This is a genomic window from Fibrisoma limi BUZ 3 (assembly GCF_000296815.2).
GTDB classification, from domain to species: domain Bacteria; phylum Bacteroidota; class Bacteroidia; order Cytophagales; family Spirosomataceae; genus Fibrisoma; species Fibrisoma limi.
Window position 1 is genome coordinate 1,708,754 of record NZ_CAIT01000006.1, and the last position, 20,015, is coordinate 1,728,768.

Sequence of the window (20,015 nt, forward strand, 5' to 3'; positions counted from 1 at the left end):
GGTTTGTGGTTCGTAGTTACTGGGGTAATAACCACGAACCGAATACCTATTGATTAAGCGTGATGGACAATTTCAGGAACGAACCCGCGCCGGTCTCGTAGGCCTCGCGGACGCCGTTCATCAGGTGTTCGAGCGCGAAAGTCTTGCCCTGCCGATTCTCGGGCGTCCGGTCGTCCATGGTCGACTGGCCGACGTACCAGGTATCATAACGCACCGGAAGCGTAATAGTTACGGGCGTCTGGGCGTCGAAAAGCTGCGACACCCGGAACGTCAGTACGTGCGACGACTCGCTCAGCATCCGCGATTCGTTGGCTTTCAGTCGTTCAGTGTCTTTCACATCGTCGCGTTCTTCCACTTTTACGAGCTTCACCCTGGCGTTCCCGGCCGATACCACCAGGTTCTTCGTCAGGAAATCCTCCGTCTGGGCGTAGGTCGGCAGGCCGCTCAGGTCGACACCGATGGCGAACTCAGCCGGAGCATCGGGCTTCACTTTTTTGAGGTTGTTGATGGCAGGTTTGTCGGCTTCCCAGTTTTCGCCCTGGCGGTTCAGCGTGAAGAACAGGTCATAGTCCGTTACGGTCTTTCCCGCGCCAAAGTCGAGCCGGTGTTCAGGTTTGGCATTCAGGCGTTCCTGCAACTGCTGGTTGAATAGCGTCAGTACGCGCTGCTTGCCGATGGCCCAGACGTAGAACGGCCGTTTTTCGCCGTTGAGCGTCTGCTTTTTATTCTGGTAGTCGTAGTAGGTACCGTTAAACGCCGATTCGAAGGCATAGACCGACGCGCTGATGGTATCCTTGCGGAGCTGGGCAAACTGCTGGTTGATCGCATTTTTCAGGACACTCGACGCATCGGTACGGTTGATCTCCGGGTTCTTCCGGATCTCGGCATCCGGAAACGACAGTACGCAGTCGGAAATCAGGAGGGCCACCTCACCGTTGCGGGCTTTAGCGCCCACCTGCTCAAAAATCCGGTGCAGCTCGGAGCTTTTGCCGGTCGCCAGTGGGGTGGTCGCCAGGCCTTCATTGAAGGCATTGACCCCACCCGAATACGGCTTCAGGTCTTTATCGATGGTATAGAGCGCCAGCGGCTGACGTACCGGCTCAATCTGCGCGGCTTTGGTGACCAGTTCCGATACGATATCTTTAAATTCGGTGCTGCCGCGCAGGTAGCCGTTCATACTGGCCGATGTTTCCAGGAACACGTTGATCTGGCGGATGGTATCAGCTTTGGGGGCCGTGGGCGTTTCTTCCTGAGGGGCCAGATTACACCCCGAAAACCACCAGGCCGCTCCAAAAGTCAGCAGCAGTACTAAACTAAATCGGGTTCGAATCATGTATTACAGTTTAAACAGATGCGGAAAACGGATAATCGGCAAAGGTACCAAATGGGAACAGACTACCCCACCGACGATTCATAGACGCTTAATTTTTCTTAAAATTTTACTTACCGTACTCAGTACACACACCATTTCACCACTGCCGTAACGTATAACGAAGAAACGGCGTTTACTTTGCACGTCCTTTACTAAATCATGCAGTTTCGTTCGCTAATTCTTTTCTTTTTGCTGTCACTTCCGCTCCTGTTCCACAATTGTGCACAGGTAGCTCAGCCTCCGGGCGGCAAAAAAGATACCATACCGCCCAAGCTCGTCCGTAGCGTACCGACGAACCGACAGCTCAACTACACGGGCAAAACCGTCGAACTCGAATTTGACGAATACGTCAATACGGAAAACATTCAGCAGAAGGTCACCATCACCCCTCAGGATAGCAATACGTTCCTTGTTCGGTCGCAGCCGCTGGGTATCCGGCTAACGTTTGACAAGCCGCTGCAACCGAACACGACCTATACCATTGATTTTGCCGATGCCATCAAGGACATAACCGAACGGAATATCGCCACCAATACGAAGGTAGTATTCAGCACCGGCCCGACCATCGACTCACTGGGCCTGAGCGGTACGGTGGTCGACGACGAGTCGCGTCGGCCTGTCCTGGGCTTTCTGGTTGGTCTCTTTTCGCCGACCGATACGCTGCCCATTCAGCGGAAACGACCGCAGTATTTCGCGCGCACCGACAGCAACGGCAACTACCGGATCGAGAACGTAAAAGCCGGGCAGTACCGGGTCTATGGCTTCGACGATAAAGACCTGAACCTGGTCAACAACACCCAGGGCGAGCGCGTGGCCTTCCGCGACAGCATCCTGAACCTGAATCGCAACTACGAAGGTATTAACCTCGTGGCTTTTCGGAATACGGGCAAACCCCGCATTACCCGACGCGAACGAACCGACGAAACGCTGGGACTGGAACTGAGCAGCGGCATTGCCGGCTACCGGCTGCGCTACGGGAAACCTGGCGATACGCTCGTGTCGTTTCTGGAATCGCCAACGATGATCCGGCTATTCCGCCCGGCCGACCGGGCAGCCGCCGATACCATTCCGCTCACGGTGGTTGCCCAGGATTCGGCTGGAAACCTGACCGAACTACGCGAACGGGTTTACTTCTCGCCGTTGAAAAGCAGAGCCAAAAACCGCCAGGCGTTCGCGGTACAGATCGTTCCGGCACCGGGCGAACCTATTGACCCCAATCTTGAATTCACACTGACCTTCAACCGGCCGGTGGGCAAATTCAGTCCGGAGCTTGTCAGCATCTACGCCGATAGTACCAAACCCGTACCTCTGACGAGCGAGAATTTTACCTGGAGCAACAGCTTCGGCCGACTGATCATCCGGAAGTCGGTCAATCTGCGCGACAGTTTGTTCCTGCGGCTGGAAAAAGGAGCGTTCATCAGTGTGCAGGGCGACACGGTGGCCCGGGTCAAAAACGAATATACCCTGGCCGATGAAGAGAGTTTCGGGCTCATTGCCGGACGGATTAACCCCACCACGGTTGCGCAGGTGGGCGACAAGTATATTGTCGAGTTGCTGGACGAAAAGAACGTAGTAGTACAGTCGGTGTATGGCACTCCTACGTACTCCTTTGCGCGACTAAAACCGGGCCGGTATCGCGTCCGGCTGATTCTTGATCTGAACGGCAACCGCCGACGCGACCCTGGCAACATCCAGAAGATGCTCCAGCCCGAACCCATCATCTATTACCCCGGTGGCGATGAAGACGGTTTTATTCTGGTCAAGCAGAATTTTGAACTGACCGATAATGATTTCTGACACTCAATAGATTTCAGCTTTTTTCGTTATGCATTGGGTTTAGCCGGTCACGATCATGCAACCATCCCGGCTCAATATGGGTCTGAATCAGTAAACTACTGAAACCAGCAGGCTACCGAAATCCATCCCACCGTTTCGTTACCTTTCACGAAAAGTCACTATTTCTTATTCCGGTTTGGGCCGGTAAATAAACGGATCTGGTGTATACTTGTACAAAGATTGGTGCTGAAAACCGACGAGCCCGACTTTGTTCGTTGTATTTTATCTAAATATGTTTGTTTCTCGCGTCCATAGTGCTATCTATATTCTGCTGCTCACTGTCCTGATGGGCTGTGGTCCGTGGAGTTTGCCGGAACGCGAGTTTCCTGTCTGCGATACCCCCTCGGCGGAGATCGATCGCAAAGCAAACCTGCTTACGGTCAATTTCGGGTTGAAGCTGCCCAACGGAGACATTGATGAGGTACACTGGAACTTTGGCGACGGTCAGCAGAAGATTACGACCCCGCCCGAGCTATCGACTACGCATACCTACAGCAACCCCGGCTCTTATACCGTAACGGCTATCCTGCGTAATAAATGCGCCGATGAGGTGGAGGTCGTCAAGTCCTTCGAAGTCAGCGACGTAACCCTCCCGCTGGTGTCAACGGGGCCGGCCACCGATATTCGGATCAGTACGGCTACGCTGCCATTCACCGTGAGCGACAACGGCCGGGGTTCAATTCTCCGTAGTGGTGTGTGCTACTCGACCAGCACCCGCGAACCGTTCGTCGGCGACCCGCAGTCGGTCTCAATGACCCTGCCTTTCGTGCCGCTTATCGGCCGTCCTTATAGCCTGTCGGCCAGCAACCTCAAGCCCAATACGTTGTACTACGTACGGGCGTTTGCCGAAAACAGCGCGGGCATCGGGTATGGTGATCCGGTTACGTTCCGGACATGGGCACTGGCCGGCGTAACGACCGAAACAGCCATCACGACCAAAAACTCAGCGACGGTCTACATGCGCATCGATTCTGTTGGCAACCCGGCCGCCACGCGCTACGGTATCTGTTATTCTGCCACCAATACCCTGCCGACGATTGATGACGCGACGCAGCCTCCCACTTTTACGGTTGTAGGGAGTTCAATCATCGTACCGCTGTCTGCTCTCAAACCGGATACGCGCTACTACTATCGGGCGTTTGCGGTCAACGAAGCCGGAGTTTCGTACGGGCTGGTTCAGACGCTGACAACCCAGACCGATGTTGAACTGGACCGGGGGCTGATTGCTTACTACCCCGCCGATAACAACGCGGAAGATAAAAGCCCCAACAAATTGCATGGGTCGCTGCTCAACGGCGCTACGTTCACTACGGATCGCAACAACAGGGCTAATGCAGCCTTCAGCTTCGACGGACGTAACGATTATTTTGAAGTTCCCGACAACGCGCTGCTTCGGCCCGGCACCCTGTCCGTCGGTTTCTGGATCAAGCTTACCAACCGGGTGACGCTGACGCAGCAAAGCCTGTTCACGAAAAGTTATTGGGAAGACGGCGAGGCCGAGCAATACGGAGCGGTTCTTAACCAAAGTGCTCAGCAGAGACCCATCGACTGCCTGTTCGGGATCAAACAGAACAGCGACTGCAAAAAAGGACGCGGGTGGCAAACCGTGACTGGTACGTCGACCAGAGCCCCGACGTCCGACTGGAATCACCTGCTTTTCTGCTACGAAGGCCAAACCCTGAAAATATACCTGAACGGCGAGTTGCTGGCCACCGAAACCCGACTGCCACTGAGTAATACCATCGACGACTGCCGGGGGGGTACGCTTCGGTTTGCCGCCCAGTCAAGGGCCGACCCTCAGTACCTGGAAGGTTCAATCGATGACATTCGTCTTTACAATCGGGCGCTGCTCGACTCAGAAATCAAAGCCCTTGCCAAGCCGTAACATGAAGCATATGACGCGATGGACTGGGCTGCTGCTATTGCTCTGGGTACTACCGATAGGATACGGCCTGGCTCAGTCGAAGGCGTCTGTCTCGAACGTACGCATTAAACGGGACGGCATTCGCTACCAGATTATATACGATCTGGACAATGCCACCCGGCTTGACTCCGTGTATCTGTCGGCCGAGAGTTTACAGAAAGGGGTGCTACCGGTACGGAGTACGCAGGGTAATGTTGGGTTGGGTCAGACACCGGGACGTAATAAAACCATTGTCTGGGACGTCGCCAGCGATGCCGACATCGAAGGCGACAGCGTTACGGTAACCATCGGGGTTGTACCTTCCGTGCGGGCGACTTACATCGGGGGCGGCCCTGCCAATGCCCTGATTTCGGCGGCTCTGCCGGGCATCGGCAATATTTTTGTGCAGCCACGCCATAAAGTAGGGCTGCGCCCTTTGGTAACGGCTGCGTACGCGGGCCTGCTGATCTACGGTCTGACCCAGCGTGCCGAATCGAACCGGCAGTACGCCCGTTACAAAGACGAACGGATTTTAAAACTTGAAACCGCGCAACCGTTCTACGACAAGGCCAACGCAGCTAACCGCCGGTATCTGGTGGCGGCCCGGACGGCGGCTCTGATCTGGGCGGTCGATGTGACGGCTACCCTGTTGCGGGGGCTTCGTAACGATGCTCAGCGCCGTCGGCTGGTGCCCAGCGTATCGTGGCATCCAACCGCACAGACACCCCAGATCGGCCTGCGTTATCGCTGGTAAGTGCCGGTCGGACAACCCACCCGCGATGAACTTCCGGCCGTTCGTTCGAATAAATCGCTGTCTCGAACTGTTTTTTGCATCCATGCGCCTGTTTACCTGCTTATTGACGCTGGCCTGTCTGCTTCCCTTAGCCACGCTGGCCCAGGGTCTGGTTTTCGATCCGGTCTCGTTCAATAACGTACCGGCTGCGCCCCGTCCCACCGGCGAAAAGGACATGCCAACCCTGCCGCTTCGCATCGACTGGTCGCCCTACTGCCCTGTTCCTGCCCGACAAACGGGCAATACCTGCGTGGCCTACTCCACCGCCTATGGAGCCTATGCCATTCAACGAGCGATTGACGCCAAACTGCGCGACGATCCGCAGGCCATTACCCAACGCTTTGCTCTCTCACCGATCTATCCGCTGCTGTCGATGGGAAAGAACTGCGCGGCCGGGCAGAAACTCGAAACCATTGCCGACCACCTGGCCGAAAATGGCGACGTGTGGCTCCGCGATGTCCCAGACCTGACCTGCGCCGATGCGCTTCCTACCAAAATCAGCCCACAGAAGCTGGTCAAGAAGCCTTTGCGGGTATTCAAAAACAACGACAGCAAAAGCTACTGGACCAAGTACTACGTATCCCTCGGCTTGCCGGTTGTAGTGGGCCTTGAACTGACCGATGGGTTCCGCAAGCTGACCGAAGCAGCCGACTACTATGAGCCGGTAATTGACAAGACTGCCAGGCCCCTGCTCCACGCCGTGGTTGTGGTTGGCTACGATGAATTTCGCAAGGCGTTCAAGCTGCTCAACAGCTACGGACCAAACTGGGGCCAGGATGGTTTCTTCTGGATGAAATACGGAGCGTTCGATCAGGTGGCCCGCTGCGGCATCATTATGCCCCTGGCCGATTCGGAACCCGTACTGAAACCCAATCAGCACCGGCTCGGCGGTACGTTCCGGTTTGTGAACCTCGCCGACGACGGTAACAGCCTACAGGCCGACACCGTCCGACCACACCACCTAACATCTGGACTCTATCAACTGGATCGCAAAAACTGGAAGCAGGGCGACATGTTTCAGTTAGTCACGCAGAGCACTCGCCCGGGCGAGTACATGTGCGTGTTCAGCTTCAGCCCCGGCGACAGCCCCAATGTTCATTATCCCCGCCGGACACCCCATGCTGGTGGGCAACCAACGGCCAGCAGCGAAGAAACGGATCTGATGCCGATGGCCGGTTACCAGATGGTTATTCCCAGTCCTAACGACGCGCTCGTCATCAAACAGGCCACGACCGATTACGTGTGCGTGCTGTATAGTACCAATCCTCTGCTGGCCGATTTGCCGGGTATTCTGGAGCGAATGCGCCAGACACCGGGCGATGTTCAGACCCGATTACGGCGGGCGCTGGGCAGCCGGCTGGTATCGCAGGGCATCGAGTACGAACCCGATCGTATGGCCTTTTCTGCTATCTTTGAAAAGGGCGACATTGTGCCGTTGGTGCTGGAAGTAAAGTCTGCGCCCTAAACGGGTACATAACTCGATCAGTTAAGGTTTCACATTTGCCATGAAAGCAGCTACGAAAAAAACCGTTTTCCATCGCTACGCTCCGCTCGTTCTGTGGCTGGCGACCCTTCCGGTTCTGGCCCAGGAAAAAGCCTTCTGGGGACACCGGGCGAGCATCAACGCGGTGGCAATTCATTCGACCGGGCGCTACGTTTTCAGCGCCAGTTCCGACAAGTCGGTGGCGGTTTGGGATACGGCGGGTAGCCGCCCCCTGCTTCGGTTCAGTGAACACAAAAGTGCCGTACTCAGCCTGGCGCTCAGCCCCGATGGGCAGATGGTAGCCAGTGGAGGAGCCGATGGACTGATTTTTATCTGGCACCGGACCTCGGGCCGGGTTCTGGCAACGCTCAAAGGGCATACCAACGCCGTTTCAGGGCTAGCGTTCAGCCCGGACGGGAAGCGCCTGGCCAGCAGTAGTTGGGACCGGGCCGTGCGGGTCTGGGACTGGAGTAATTCAACGACTTTAGCTAAACTGACTGGTCATCAGGCCCTGGTACTGGCCGTAGCCTTCAGCCCCGATGGGCGGCACGTAGCCAGCGGCAGCGCCGACAGTACGGCCCGGGTGTGGGACTGGCAGGCCAACCGCGCCCTGGCTACACTTGACGGACACGATCGGGCAGTACGGGCCGTTACGTTTGATCCTACCGGCCAGAAGCTCATCACCGGCAGTTCAGACTTTACAATCCGCGTCTGGAACTGGCAGTCAGGTGCCACCGAGCAGACCCTGACCGGCCACACCAGCATCGTACGCTCTGTCACCGTCAGTGCCGACGGGCGGCTGATTGCCAGCGGCAGCGACGACGGCACCATACGCGTATGGGATGCCGCAACGGGCCAGTTACAAAAAACCCTGACCGGCCACAGTGCCGCCGTCAGCAGCGTATCGTTCGGATCGGCCCGGCAACTCGTCAGTGGTGGAGTGGATCAGAGCCTGCGCATCTGGCCGGATCGCCCTGGCCGGACCGTTACGGGCAGTGGAGCCATTACCCGGGTGGTCTGGACGCAACCCAACCCGCTGCTCTATCAGAATCGAACGCATACGGCCAGTAGCCCGACCCTGTACCTACAGGCGACCGTACTGGCCGCAGCCAACCCGACCGAACTGCGGCAGAGCCTGCGGTTGTACCTGAACGGCAAACCCCTGCCGGAGGGCGACAAAATGGGAGAAACAAAGCTGAAGCACCACGAGCAGGAATTCCTCGTCGAACGGACCATCAACCTGCCCGTCGGCAGCGATACGTTAGAATGGGCGGTGCAGTTGCCCAATCAAAAAGAGATCCGTAGCCGCCAGCTCATCGTCAACTATACCCCGGCCAACAAGCCTAACCTCTACGTCTATGCGTTCGGGGTGGAGTCGAACCTGCGCTACACCCAGAATGACGCCGAGACGATTGCCCGGATCTTCAAAACGCAGCAGGGACGGCTGTTCGACCGCGTGGCGGTGGAGTTGTTTGCCAAAGAGCAGACTAAAGCCGGCGACCTGCGCGAGGAACTCGAACGGCTCGGCAACCGGGGCGACGTTATCCGGCCCCAGGACGTAGTCATGCTGTTCGTATCGGGCCACGGGATCATCAAAAACAACGACTTCCGGATTCTGGGCCGATCGTACTCAGATAACGCCTGGCGTAGTTCGTCGATCAGTTACCGCGACGACATTATCGCCAATCTGAATAACCTTACGTGCAAAAAAGTAGTTTTACTGGATGCCTGCCACAGCGGTGGCATTTCGATGCCCGAAGGCAGCAAGGCGGGCGTTGATATGGCCGATGCCGGTCGTTTGATTGCCGACGCCCCCCCGGGTCTGGCGGTAGTCAGCAGCAGCGGCCAGAACGAATTGTCGTACGAAAACGAAGCCTGGCAGAACGGCGCGTTTACCGAAGCCATTTCAGAAGCCCTGGAACATGGCAAGGCCGATGTCAACCGGGATGCCGTCGTGACGGTCCAGGAACTGTATCAGTATTTGCAGACCCGCGTTCCGGATCTGGTCCGTACAGTTTTGCAGCAGGATCAGCACCCGCAGTTCAAGCCAGGAGAATCGGGCGATTTTCCGGTATTTTATCTGACCGACAAAACACCCGAACTGGGCGCTACGCCTACGGGAGTCGCTCCAGCCGAAGTGACCCCGGCAGTCGTTCCGGTTCAGCCCCCGGCCAGTCCGGCCGGACAAACGGGTATAGACCGTAAACCGGAACCGAACCGAACGCCGAAAAGCCGGCGCTATTAAGCGCCAAAGCCCTTTACTCAACTACTTCCACACGATACCTTCATGAGTCAGCCGTCAATCCCCTGTTCTGAATTTGATGATCAGGAAGCACAATACCGGGCTTTCTGTCGGCAGGATGGTATGCGGAGGTATAACCGGGCCTGGGAATGTTTCATACAAAAAGCCCGGTCGATGATTATAAATCAGATTCGCCAACGAATAAGAAATGTAGTTGCGACAGAATCGGATGAAGTGGCTGAGGATATCTTTCACGAACAGCTCGGCCGGTTTTCGGAGCGCATCGCAGCGGGCCGCTTCAGCGACCCAGCCACCCGGCAGGTGAAGTTCACGACCATTCTGTATCAGATGTGCAGCATGGCCGCCATCGACCGCTACCGCCAGGAAACCTTCCGGACTACCAATACCATGGACTGGACCGGGGCCGACTGGAATCCGACCCTCACCGATCCCCAGGCGAGTGTGGAAGAAGCCCTGATGGACGACGAAACCAGCCGTCATTACCAAAAAATACTGCGGCAGGCCGTAGAACAACTGCCGCAGCAACAACGCATCGCTATCGAGCTATCCTACTTCCAGGAACTGTCGGACAAGGAGGTGGCCGAGCGGATGCAGTCTGACATACGAAACGTCTATAATCTAAAATACAAAGCCATAAAACAGCTCCGACAATCCGGGGCTCTAAACATGTTGTCAAGTGATGGCATTTAGCGAAGCGGACTACGCGCAAATTGATGCGTACCTTCATAACCAACTGACGGAGTCCGAAAAACAGGCCCTTGAAGAGCGGCTACGCAACGAGTCCGATTTTGCGGCTGAGGTGGAGTGGTTTCGCTCATTCATTCAAAATTACCAGCAGCTACGTACCCGCGAAACGGTTGAAGCCATTAACCAGCAGTTACGTAGTCAGGCAGCGAATGAAACACCGAGTGCACCAGCCGATCAGGACGGCCGGGTGATGCCGCTCCCTACCGACCAGTCGGTCGGTCGGCGCTCGTTCCGCCCCGTATGGCTCGCAGCCGCGGCCATCGGCACGGTTGTGCTTAGCCTTGGCATCTGGTTCTCACTCCGCCAGACAACAGACGAAAAACCGGTTGTTGTGCAGCGTACTGAACCCACACCAACCCGCCCGGCCGAGCCGACGACCGAACCTGAAAAAACTTCCGTACCCACCGTAACGCCCAGTACGCGCGAACAGAGCCGACCGTATCTCAACGATCGCCCCCGCCTGGCGGGACAAGCCCCGGCTGAACTCCGGTCGGCCATCGACGCGCTTGACAACGATGACCCGGCTGCCGCTCTGCGCCTGCTGAGCCGCGTCCGGCCCCAGGCCACCAAACCCCGCCCGGCCGACGCACCGGCCCCGACCACCGATACGGCCGTAGCAGACGATGAGCCGCTGTTTGGTGCAGCCCCGACGGAATCGGCCACTACGACTGCCAACGCAGCGACGAACCGGCGACTCGATACGTACCGGCAGTTTTACACCGGATTGAGCTACCTGCGAAACGGTCAGCCCGAACAGGCGCTGCGCGTACTGAATAAGGTAAAGGCCCCTCTGCGCGAAGCCGCCGACTGGTACAGTGCGTTAAGTTATCTGCAACTGAATCAGCCAGCTCCCGGCAAACGATTGCTGAACCAGATCTCGGCCAGTCCGAACCATCCGTATCGGAACGACGCCCAAAAACTGCTGAATCAGTTACAGTAAACCGGAAAGCTTTCTGACCATCGGCGGGAAAAACAGGGTAAAGCCGTACCTTTGCGCCCGTATTTAACCCGTGGTCCCGTGTACGTAAAGCCCAAAAAGAATCTTGGTCAGCATTTCCTGAAAGACCTGAGCATTGCCCGGCGCATTGCCGAGTTGCTGAGCGGGCATGGTAACTACCGGAACGTACTGGAAATTGGACCGGGAACGGGCGTACTGACGCAGTTTCTCCTACCGCAAACCGCCTACAGCATCAAGGTCGTCGAAATTGACCACGAATCGGTGGTGTACCTCCGCGAAACCGTACCCGCCCTCGAAAACCGCATCATCGAAGGCGACTTCCTGAACCTGAAGCCCGATTATTTCGGGGATGAACCGTTTGCGGTTATCGGCAATTTCCCATACAACATATCCAGCCAGATTTTCTTCCGCATTCTCGACATCCGGGACCAGGTACCGGAGGTCGTCTGCATGTTGCAACGGGAAGTGGCCCAGCGCATTGCGTCGGGGCCGGGCAACAAAGACTACGGCATTTTAAGCGTACTGCTGCAAGCCTGGTACGACATTCACTATGAATTTACGGTGGAGCCGGGGGTGTTCAATCCACCGCCCAAGGTGCATTCGGGCGTGATTACGCTCCGGCGCAATGCGGTTGACCAATTGGCCTGCGACGAGCGAAAATTTAAGCAGGTTGTCAAAGCCGGGTTCAATCAGCGCCGGAAAACCCTGCGGAACGCGCTCAAACCTTTAGGTTTAACGGAGGCCGCAGCCGACAGCCCCTTCATGGATAAACGCGCCGAACAACTGAGTGTGGCCGATTTTGTGGATTTGACGCAGTTGATGGAAAAAGCCGGGCCGCCGGGCGGAGGAAAGGGAGAAGAGGGATAACGGACGAAAGGGACCGGGCATTTCCCCACCCTTTCCTTCTTTATCCCTCTTCCCCTTTCTTCCCTTTCAAAATGACATTCGAACTTACCAAAGAATACCTTGAACGTATCCAGACGGCCATCGAAGCCGGAGACGACACGACGCTCCGGGTTGAGATGGAAGACCTGTATCCGGCTGATATTTCGGGGATTCTGTACGAACTCGATACGGACCAGGCCCATTATTTACTTAACCTTCTCGACCATACCGTAGGGGCTGAAATCATTTCCAACCTCGATCCAACCGTACGCGTCGATTTACTGAAAACCTTTACGTCGGAAGAACTCGCTCCGTTCATCAACCAGATGGATTCCGACGACGCCGTGGACGTACTGAATGAGCAGCCCATTCAGGTGCGGGAAGAAGTCATTGCGCTGCTCGAAGACCGCGAACAGGCCCGCTTTATCCTCGATCTGCTCCATTACGACGAGGACGTAGCGGGCGGTCTGATGCAGAAGGAGCTGATTAAGATTAGCGTTAATCTGACCGTTAACGCCTGCATTGAGGAGATTCGCGATCAGGCCGAAAACGTAGAAAACGTGTACGCGGTCTACGTGGTTGATGATCTGGGTAAACTACTGGGCCTGGTATCGCTCAAGAAAATTGTACTGGCCCGCAAAACCGCCCGGATCGCCGACATTTACGACGACGACATCGTATACGTGGAGACGTACCGCCCGGCGGCTGAGGTAGCCGAAGTCATGCAGAAATATGACCTGGATGCTGTGCCGGTGGTTAACGTGCAGAAACGTCTGCTGGGTCGGATCACCATTGATGATATTGTGGACTTAATCACCGAACAGGCCGAAGAGGACATTCAGGTCATTTCGGGTCTGTCGGGTGAGGTAGAAGAAGACGACACCATCTGGGCGCGGTCGAAGGTTCAGCTTCCGTGGCTGGTGGCCGGGGCTGTCGGCAGTCTGCTGGCCGCTACGGTCATCAACGGGTTTCAGAGCGAACTGGGCAAAATTGCGGCCCTGGCGGCTTTCATTCCCATCATCGGGTCAACGGGCGGTAATGTCGGTATTCAGACCTCATCGCTGATTCTGCAAAGCCTCTCCGATACGTCCGGCCTGAACGCTACGCTGGGCCAGCGGCTGCTGCGTACCCTGCTGGTCGCGATCATCAACGGGCTGGTGGTTGGGCTGATTGCCGGTACGTACACCTTCCTCATTGGCGAACCGCGCCTGTTTTTTGTTGTCGCTATGTCGCTGCTGGCGGTCGTACTGCTGGCGTCCTTCATGGGTACGGTCACTCCGCTCCTTCTGAATCGAATTGGTATCAACCCGGCTGTGGCTTCGGGGCCGTTTATTACCACCGCCAACGACCTGATCGGCATTGGTGTCTACTTCCTCATCGCCGACGCCCTGCTGGCAGAATTATAATCGTAAAACGATAGCCGCGCTACGGTAGCGCGGCTATCGTTGTGCAAAACAGGCGCAGCTCGCATCCATTAATCATGCGTACGGTCCTGTTCCTCCTTGTTCTCGCCATCAAGCCACTGCTTGTTATTGGTCAATCCGCCGAATCTGCCAACAAATGGGACCGGGATACAACGGCCTACATGATTGTGGAAACGCCCCCTCAGTTTCCGGGTGGTATTGATGCCCTGCGGGACTATCTGCGCACATCCGTTCGGTATCCGGCTACGGCCCTGAACGAGAGGATTCGTGACCGGGTTTTCGTTCAGGTTACGGTTGAAAAAGACGGGGCGTTGTCCAACATTCGGCTGCACTACGGTCGGCGGGAAGACTTCATCAACGAAGCGTTGCGGGTAGTACGGTTGATGCCCCGCTGGCAACCCGGCGCTCAGGACGGGCATCCGCTACGCGTCAACGTCGTGATTCCGGTTGAGTTCTGCCCGGAAGGTTGTGCGTATAACGCTCAGCGCTAAGGCACCACCTGTTTTACCGTTCCCTAAAAACCAGACCGTGGGACGAATATGGCGTAGAACTACGCAGTAATCCTTGATTGACAGTACGTTACTTTACAGAATCTTAATCTGTCAACATGGAAACCGTTACCCTTTCTCTCACGGCCGACGAAGCGCCGGAGCGCCCGACTATCCGTCCTGTACTGCGCACGGAGCGCATCAAAACCATCGACGTCATCCGGGGTTTTGCCTTGCTGGGCATTCTGCTGATGAACATTCCGTATTTTGGTCTGCCGTTCACCCACGCGGTTACCCTGCTAAGCCTGCCCTCAGCGCATATCGATTACCAAACCAATGCCGTGGTATCGACGATTTTTGAGGGCACGATGCGGGCATTGTTCTCCATGCTGTTTGGGGCCAGCGCCCTGCTGTTTCTGGCCAAACCCGACCGGCCGGATCACCTCTACGGGGTGGCTGATTATTACTACCGCCGGACGCTCTGGCTGGTGGTGTTTGGGCTATTCAACGCGTTCATTCTGCTCTGGCCTGGCGATATCCTCTACACCTACGGTATCTGCGGCTTACTGTTATTTCCGTTCCGGAAGATGAAACCGGTCCGCCTGTTACTCATCGCCGGACTGTGTATTGTTATTCTGTTTGGAAAAGGACTGATGAAGGGACTGGAAACCAAGCAAAACCGGCAAGGCTACCTGACCGCTCTGCAACTCGAAAAGCAGAAAAAGAAGCTGACGCCGGAGCAGACGAAAGCCAAAGAAGCCTGGGTTGCCCTGGAGAAACGGGTAAAACCTGATCCGAAAAAAGATGCCGAGATTATCACCAACATGCGGGGGAGCTACGCAACGGTGTTTACCTTTCTGATGCCGATTAACGTCAAATTTGAGTCGACTAAATTTTACCACGATTACATCTGGGATGCGCTGGCTATGATCTTCATCGGTATGGCGTTGTTTAAACTGGGTTTCTTTTCCAACAAGTTACCAACCCGCCTGTACGTCATAACGCTCATCGCCGGCTACGGCATCGGCCTCACCCTGGGGTGGCTGGCGTTTCAGGATCAGGTTGCTTTTGTCAAAAACCCGGGTCGGGTTATTGACTCTGATTCGTTTCCGTTTCAGGCCCTGTATCAGATTCGCCGTGCCGCTACGGCGCTGGGTCATGCCAGTCTGCTGCTCCTGCTCTTCCGCTCCAACGTAGTGCCCTGGCTGATGCAGGCGCTGGCGAACGTTGGTCAGATGGCGTTCAGTAACTACCTGATGCAGTCGATGATCTGTACGCTGATTTTCTACGGCTACGGCCTGGGCTACTACGGCAAGCTGGCTTTTCATGAGCTCTACTACGTTGTGGCGGGTATCTGGGTATTCCAGATCCTCTTTTCGGCTATCTGGCTCCGGTATTTTCGCATGGGACCGCTGGAATGGGTATGGCGCTCACTGACGTACTGGAAACGGCAGCCCATGCAGCGTGACGTTGATGAGCAACCCCTGATCGTAGCGTCGGCGACTTAGTGATACGCCCCACGGTACAATTAAACGGAGAACCGCTATGAAAATCGTACTTGTGCTGATCGCTACGCTCGGCGGCACCATGCCCCGGCTACATGGGCAAACCGTATCCCAGGCCATTCAGGCGGTTGAAGCCGTTGAGCGTGAAATAACCGAAGCATTGGTCCGGCGGGACCGGGCAACGCTTGACCGCCTGCTGGCCGAGGGCTTCACGTTTATCCACGGTTTTGGTAAAGTAGATACGCGTCAGGAATACCTGGAACTGGCGGCTGCCGGCCGACTGGCGCGTCAGCGGGCGGACCTGAAACGGATCAACGAACCGTTGCGCATCTACGGCAATCACACCGCCATCCGCTTTTCGCGTACGATCTTTTACCTTAAGGCCCTGAACCGCGAAGACCGTGGCCTCAACACGGCGGTGTACGTTAAGGTAGGCGGGCAGTGGCAGTTGGCCAGTTCACAGTCCACGAAGCTCCCCGACCGGCCGAAAGCCGTTGCCATTAACCCAACCAGCTACAGGGCCATGGTCGGCGTTTACCAAATCGACCCGAACCGTGTACTCACCATCAGTCAAGCCGGCGATACGCTGATCGGGAACATCCCCTTTCGCCCCCGGTTCGAACTGATCCCCCAATCCGATACGACCTTTATCCAGTACAGCGACGCGGGCGGCTTCGACGGGACTGATGAGCTGATTTTCCGTAAAGATCAAACTGGGCGAACCATCCACGCAGCGTATCGAGTTGGCGGACAGGAAGGCTGGCGGGCTGAGAAGATCAAATAAACGTAAAACAATCTGATGTTACGGGCAGAATTACTGGTAATAGTTGGAATGCTCTTGCTAGCCAACATGGCAGCCGGACAAACGAGCAATGCTCCCACGCCGGAACGCTTGGTTCAGCAGCAGATAGACGCCTGGAACCGGCACGATGCCGAGGCTTTTGCCGCTCCTTACAGCGACACCACCCGGTTGTACGTCTTTCCGGATAAGCTGACACAGCGGTTCAAATCCCGGCAGGAGCTTCAACAGTATTACGCCCAGTTTTTTGCCAAAAATCCCGGTGTTCATTGCGAGGTGATCAGTCAGTTGTCCGTTGGCAATACGGTCGTGCTGGCCGAAAAAGTAACGGGCCGCTCGGATGGCCGCGTAGTCAACTCCATTGTAACGTACAAAATTGAGGCTGGCAAAATCGCCCGGGTGTACTTCGATTACCGGCCTTAAGCAGCACATGACTTGTTTGGGGCGTAATCCCTACGCAGATTACGCCCCCAGATGTTGATGAATTGAAGGAAACCAGCTAGCTATACGTAACTACTCTTGTCGTATTGAAGTAAAAGTATATTATTGAGTTACCGTTAACTCAACGCCGAGTAGGTTACAAAGCAGAAATTTGCTTTACTTGCGTAATCGTATAGTATGTTTGGTTAGTGTACGCTCCATTAGTTTCAATCATCATTCCGGTACTCAACGGTGAATCAACCCTCGATCGCTGCTTCCGTAGTCTGACCAAACAGGTGTTTAGGGACTATGAGGTGATCGTTGTCGATGGAGGCAGTCGTGACCGTACTATGTCCATTCTTGCTGGCTATAAAAGCGCACTGCCCCAGCTTCACCTGCTGGTCTGCCCGGGTCTGGGCCTTTACGCCAGCATGAACACTGGCATTGAGCAAGCTCGCGGACAATGGTTGTACTTTATGGGCTGCGACGACCAGCTTCGCGACGCATCCACCCTGGCGACCATAAGCAACGTCATGACCGAAACCCGGGCGAAGGTGGTGGCGGGCAGCGTTCAGTATGCCGAGCAGGGCTACGTAATGCACCCTCAATTCGGCTCACCCTACTGGCTGCAATGCCGGTTGCATCATCAGGGGACATTCTATCATCGTTCGGTTTTTGAGCAGTTCCGCTACAACCCTGCCTGGCAAATCGCGGCCGATCGCGAACTGCACCTCCGGCTGGCGCTCGCGGGTTTGTCCTGTCAGGTGGTACCGGAAGTCGTGGCCTTATTCGGCGAACGGGGTATCAGCAGCCGCGATCCGGAAAGGTGTTTTACGGAGATAGAGCAAATCCACCAGCAACTGTTTCATGGGCCGGTATTGGGCTGGATGCGGCTGCTGGACTTTTTTGAGCGCAACAGTTGGCTACTTCGTCGGCGCTGGGGCCTGCTGAATCTGAAAGTCCGGCTGCGTCGACGACTGGCGCAGGCGCTGTCTTTGTTGTCTACCTTATAACCGGCGCACGCATGAACAACATTGGTTTGATCGGCTACGGCAATGCACGATGGATAGCCGGGGTTCATTACCAGCAGGGATTGTTGTACGGTAACAGCCTGCTCCCTCCCGACCAACAGGCCGCCTTCCACCTGCTGCTGCGCCGGGAACAACACAGCCCTGATCATTATCAACCCGTACGGCCATATGTTCAGGGCCTTTATGCACTCGATTATTTTCCTTCGTTACGCCCCGAATGGTCCAATCGACTCCGTTACGTACTCCGTAAAGCCATTTTAGAACGGAAGCTGGCTTATCCGACGAATGATTTTCCGCGTTTGTTACGAGAGCTGCGGATTGATGCGATCTTTCCGGCCAATGACATCATTGCCCCGCACCGGTCGGTTCGGCAGGTAAGCTGGATCACCGATTTTCAGCACGTTCACCTGCCCCAGTTTTTTCCGGCGAAGGAAATCGCGTTTCGTAATCGGGTCTTTGAGCGTCTGATGCGCCTTTCCGATACGGTGATCGTCAGCAATCAGTTTAGCTATACCGATGCGGTACGCTTGTATCCGGCTTATGCTCATAAAGTGGCCGTATTGCCGTTCACGATGTACCTCGACCAGCACTGGTCCGAACCGGACGTAGCAACGTACCGCCAGCAATATGGTTTACCGGAAAAATACCTGCTGTTTCCCAGTCAGTTCTGGAAGCATAAGAATCACGCCCTGCTGTTTGAGGCCATTCGCCTGCTCCGGCAGCGGGGGGTAGACGATCTGGTACTCGTCTGCACCGGCTCCCCGCACGACTACCGCGCGCCGGCCTACTTTCAGCAATTACAGCAGTTCATCACCGAACACCGGCTCGACAGTGCCATTCGCATTCTTGGGCTGCTGCCCCGTCCTGATCAGGTGCAGTTGATGCGCGGGGCTGCGGCCATTGTACAACCATCGTTGTTTGAAGGATGGAGTGCCCTGCTGGAAGATTGCCGGTCGCTGGGCAAACGGGTCTTTGCGTCCGACATCCCGATGCACCATGAGCAGATCACCCCACAAACCACCTTGTTTGATCCGCACTCGGCCAATGCCCTCGCTGAATGTCTTGAAACGTACTGGCCGTCGCTTAAACCCGGGCCTGATTCGAGCACGGAAGCCACGGCTGAGCGTACGTATCAGCAACGCATCGGCCAGTTTGCCCAACGCTTTACCACCATCTGCCAATCCGTAACCCAACGTTCTCTATGCAACTCGTAACGAATTCGTATGGACAAAAAAACCTCCTTATCTGGCGTACGGAATCGCTGTTTTACGTACCCGAACGGCGGGTACTGGCCAGGGAGTGGAGCCATGTTCGTTATACGTCGCTGCCCTATCCTGACGAGCCAAATCTGATCAACCTATCCCTGGCGAAACCCCTGCCCTTTCCGGATCAGACATTCGACAACGTGTATAGCTTCCACGTAGCGGAACACCTGTCCGTTGCCGACGGCGACCGGGTGGCGCGGGAAATGTACCGGGTGCTGAAGCCGGGTGGGGTCTGTCGCCTGTCGACACCCGACCTGGCTTTCTTTGCCCAGGATTACCTGACCTGGCTCGATACCTACCAGCAAAGCCCCACCACCGACCATTTTCACCGGTATCAGTGGGCGCTATTGAACGTAATCGACCAGGCGGTTCGGCCCGTATCGGGTGGGCAAATGGGCATGGTTCTGCAATCGAAGGCATATAACCTAACGCACCTGCGCGATCTCAACGGCGACCTGCTCGAATTCCTGGCCGATCCGCTGATGACCAGCACGGCCCTGCGCGTAGCGGATGTAGCACGGCGAGGCCTATACGTTGACGGCACCCCGGCCGGCGCTGGGTTCAGGTATCGAAAAGCGGCCTGCGTTTTTCTACAAAAGCTCATCAATCGGCTGTCACCCCAGTGGTATCTGCGGCTGAGCCGCGAGAACAACCGCTGGTATTACGATCCGGTTTTCCTAAACAAACAGTTTAACGAAGCTGGTTTTCGCGGCATCGTTATCCAGGATTATAAAACATCAGCTATCCCCCACTGGGATCGGTATAATTTCGACCAGTCAGCTTTCGGTGATTATCCACTGGAACCGTCGGCGTATATTGAGGGCGTCAAATAACCGTGTACTA

General features: G+C 56.0%; 17 protein-coding genes. 16 read left to right on the plus strand and 1 reads right to left on the minus strand.

The window, feature by feature from the left end; genetic code table 11:
* Positions 1 to 46 precede the first annotated feature (46 nt).
* Positions 47 to 1,333 (minus strand): hypothetical protein, encoded by a 1,287-nt coding sequence (locus tag BN8_RS15040; protein ID WP_009282763.1) that lies wholly within the window; start codon positions 1,331 to 1,333, stop codon positions 47 to 49.
* A 198-nt stretch (positions 1,334 to 1,531) separates the two neighbouring features.
* Between BN8_RS15040 and BN8_RS15045 the strand changes: the two genes are divergently transcribed.
* The 16 genes from BN8_RS15045 (at position 1,532) to BN8_RS15120 (ending at position 20,005) form a co-directional block, all read left to right on the plus strand.
* Positions 1,532 to 3,169, plus strand: a complete 1,638-nt coding sequence (locus tag BN8_RS15045) for an Ig-like domain-containing domain (RefSeq protein ID WP_009282764.1) — start codon at positions 1,532 to 1,534, stop codon at positions 3,167 to 3,169.
* 271 nt (positions 3,170 to 3,440) lie between these two features.
* On the plus strand, positions 3,441 to 5,093 hold the full coding sequence (locus tag BN8_RS31760; protein ID WP_009282765.1) for a LamG-like jellyroll fold domain-containing protein: 1,653 nt from the start codon (positions 3,441 to 3,443) through the stop codon (positions 5,091 to 5,093).
* A gap of 10 nt (positions 5,094 to 5,103) precedes the next feature.
* Positions 5,104 to 5,865: a hypothetical protein gene (locus BN8_RS31765; protein WP_144051670.1), complete on the plus strand. Its 762-nt coding sequence runs from the start codon at positions 5,104 to 5,106 to the stop codon at positions 5,863 to 5,865.
* A gap of 82 nt (positions 5,866 to 5,947) precedes the next feature.
* Positions 5,948 to 7,369 (plus strand): C1 family peptidase, encoded by a 1,422-nt coding sequence (locus BN8_RS15060; protein WP_192579051.1) that lies wholly within the window; start codon positions 5,948 to 5,950, stop codon positions 7,367 to 7,369.
* 40 nt (positions 7,370 to 7,409) lie between these two features.
* The gene (locus BN8_RS31770; RefSeq protein ID WP_009282767.1) at positions 7,410 to 9,632 is read left to right on the plus strand and encodes a caspase family protein; all 2,223 of its coding nucleotides are present in this window, start codon (positions 7,410 to 7,412) and stop codon (positions 9,630 to 9,632) included.
* Between the two features lie 42 nt (positions 9,633 to 9,674).
* A complete protein-coding gene (locus BN8_RS15070) occupies positions 9,675 to 10,340 on the plus strand; it encodes an RNA polymerase sigma factor (protein WP_040005835.1) in 666 nt (221 codons plus the stop codon).
* Complete coding sequence (locus BN8_RS15075) at positions 10,327 to 11,337, plus strand: tetratricopeptide repeat protein (protein ID WP_144051672.1); 1,011 nt, start codon at positions 10,327 to 10,329, stop codon at positions 11,335 to 11,337. Before BN8_RS15070 ends, BN8_RS15075 begins: the two co-directional genes overlap by 14 nt.
* Before the next feature lie 51 nt (positions 11,338 to 11,388).
* The gene (gene rsmA / locus BN8_RS15080; RefSeq protein WP_009282770.1) at positions 11,389 to 12,222 is read left to right on the plus strand and encodes a 16S rRNA (adenine(1518)-N(6)/adenine(1519)-N(6))-dimethyltransferase RsmA; all 834 of its coding nucleotides are present in this window, start codon (positions 11,389 to 11,391) and stop codon (positions 12,220 to 12,222) included.
* A gap of 71 nt (positions 12,223 to 12,293) precedes the next feature.
* Positions 12,294 to 13,646 carry a magnesium transporter gene (mgtE, locus tag BN8_RS15085; protein ID WP_009282771.1) on the plus strand — a complete coding sequence of 451 codons (1,353 nt, stop codon included), beginning with the start codon at positions 12,294 to 12,296 and terminating at the stop codon, positions 13,644 to 13,646.
* A gap of 74 nt (positions 13,647 to 13,720) precedes the next feature.
* A complete protein-coding gene (locus BN8_RS15090; RefSeq protein WP_009282772.1) occupies positions 13,721 to 14,155 on the plus strand; it encodes a TonB family protein in 435 nt (144 codons plus the stop codon).
* Between the two features lie 116 nt (positions 14,156 to 14,271).
* The gene (locus BN8_RS15095) at positions 14,272 to 15,660 is read left to right on the plus strand and encodes a DUF418 domain-containing protein (protein WP_009282773.1); all 1,389 of its coding nucleotides are present in this window, start codon (positions 14,272 to 14,274) and stop codon (positions 15,658 to 15,660) included.
* A gap of 37 nt (positions 15,661 to 15,697) precedes the next feature.
* A complete protein-coding gene (locus BN8_RS15100) occupies positions 15,698 to 16,441 on the plus strand; it encodes a nuclear transport factor 2 family protein (protein ID WP_009282774.1) in 744 nt (247 codons plus the stop codon).
* Between the two features lie 48 nt (positions 16,442 to 16,489).
* Positions 16,490 to 16,879 carry a nuclear transport factor 2 family protein gene (locus tag BN8_RS15105; protein WP_192579052.1) on the plus strand — a complete coding sequence of 130 codons (390 nt, stop codon included), beginning with the start codon at positions 16,490 to 16,492 and terminating at the stop codon, positions 16,877 to 16,879.
* Positions 16,880 to 17,085: 206 nt separating this feature from the next.
* On the plus strand, positions 17,086 to 17,889 hold the full coding sequence (locus BN8_RS15110; RefSeq protein WP_009282776.1) for a glycosyltransferase: 804 nt from the start codon (positions 17,086 to 17,088) through the stop codon (positions 17,887 to 17,889).
* Between the two features lie 11 nt (positions 17,890 to 17,900).
* Positions 17,901 to 19,121 (plus strand): glycosyltransferase family 4 protein, encoded by a 1,221-nt coding sequence (locus BN8_RS31775; protein ID WP_009282777.1) that lies wholly within the window; start codon positions 17,901 to 17,903, stop codon positions 19,119 to 19,121.
* Positions 19,109 to 20,005 (plus strand): class I SAM-dependent methyltransferase, encoded by an 897-nt coding sequence (locus BN8_RS15120; RefSeq protein ID WP_009282778.1) that lies wholly within the window; start codon positions 19,109 to 19,111, stop codon positions 20,003 to 20,005. Before BN8_RS31775 ends, BN8_RS15120 begins: the two co-directional genes overlap by 13 nt.
* Positions 20,006 to 20,015 lie beyond the last annotated feature (10 nt).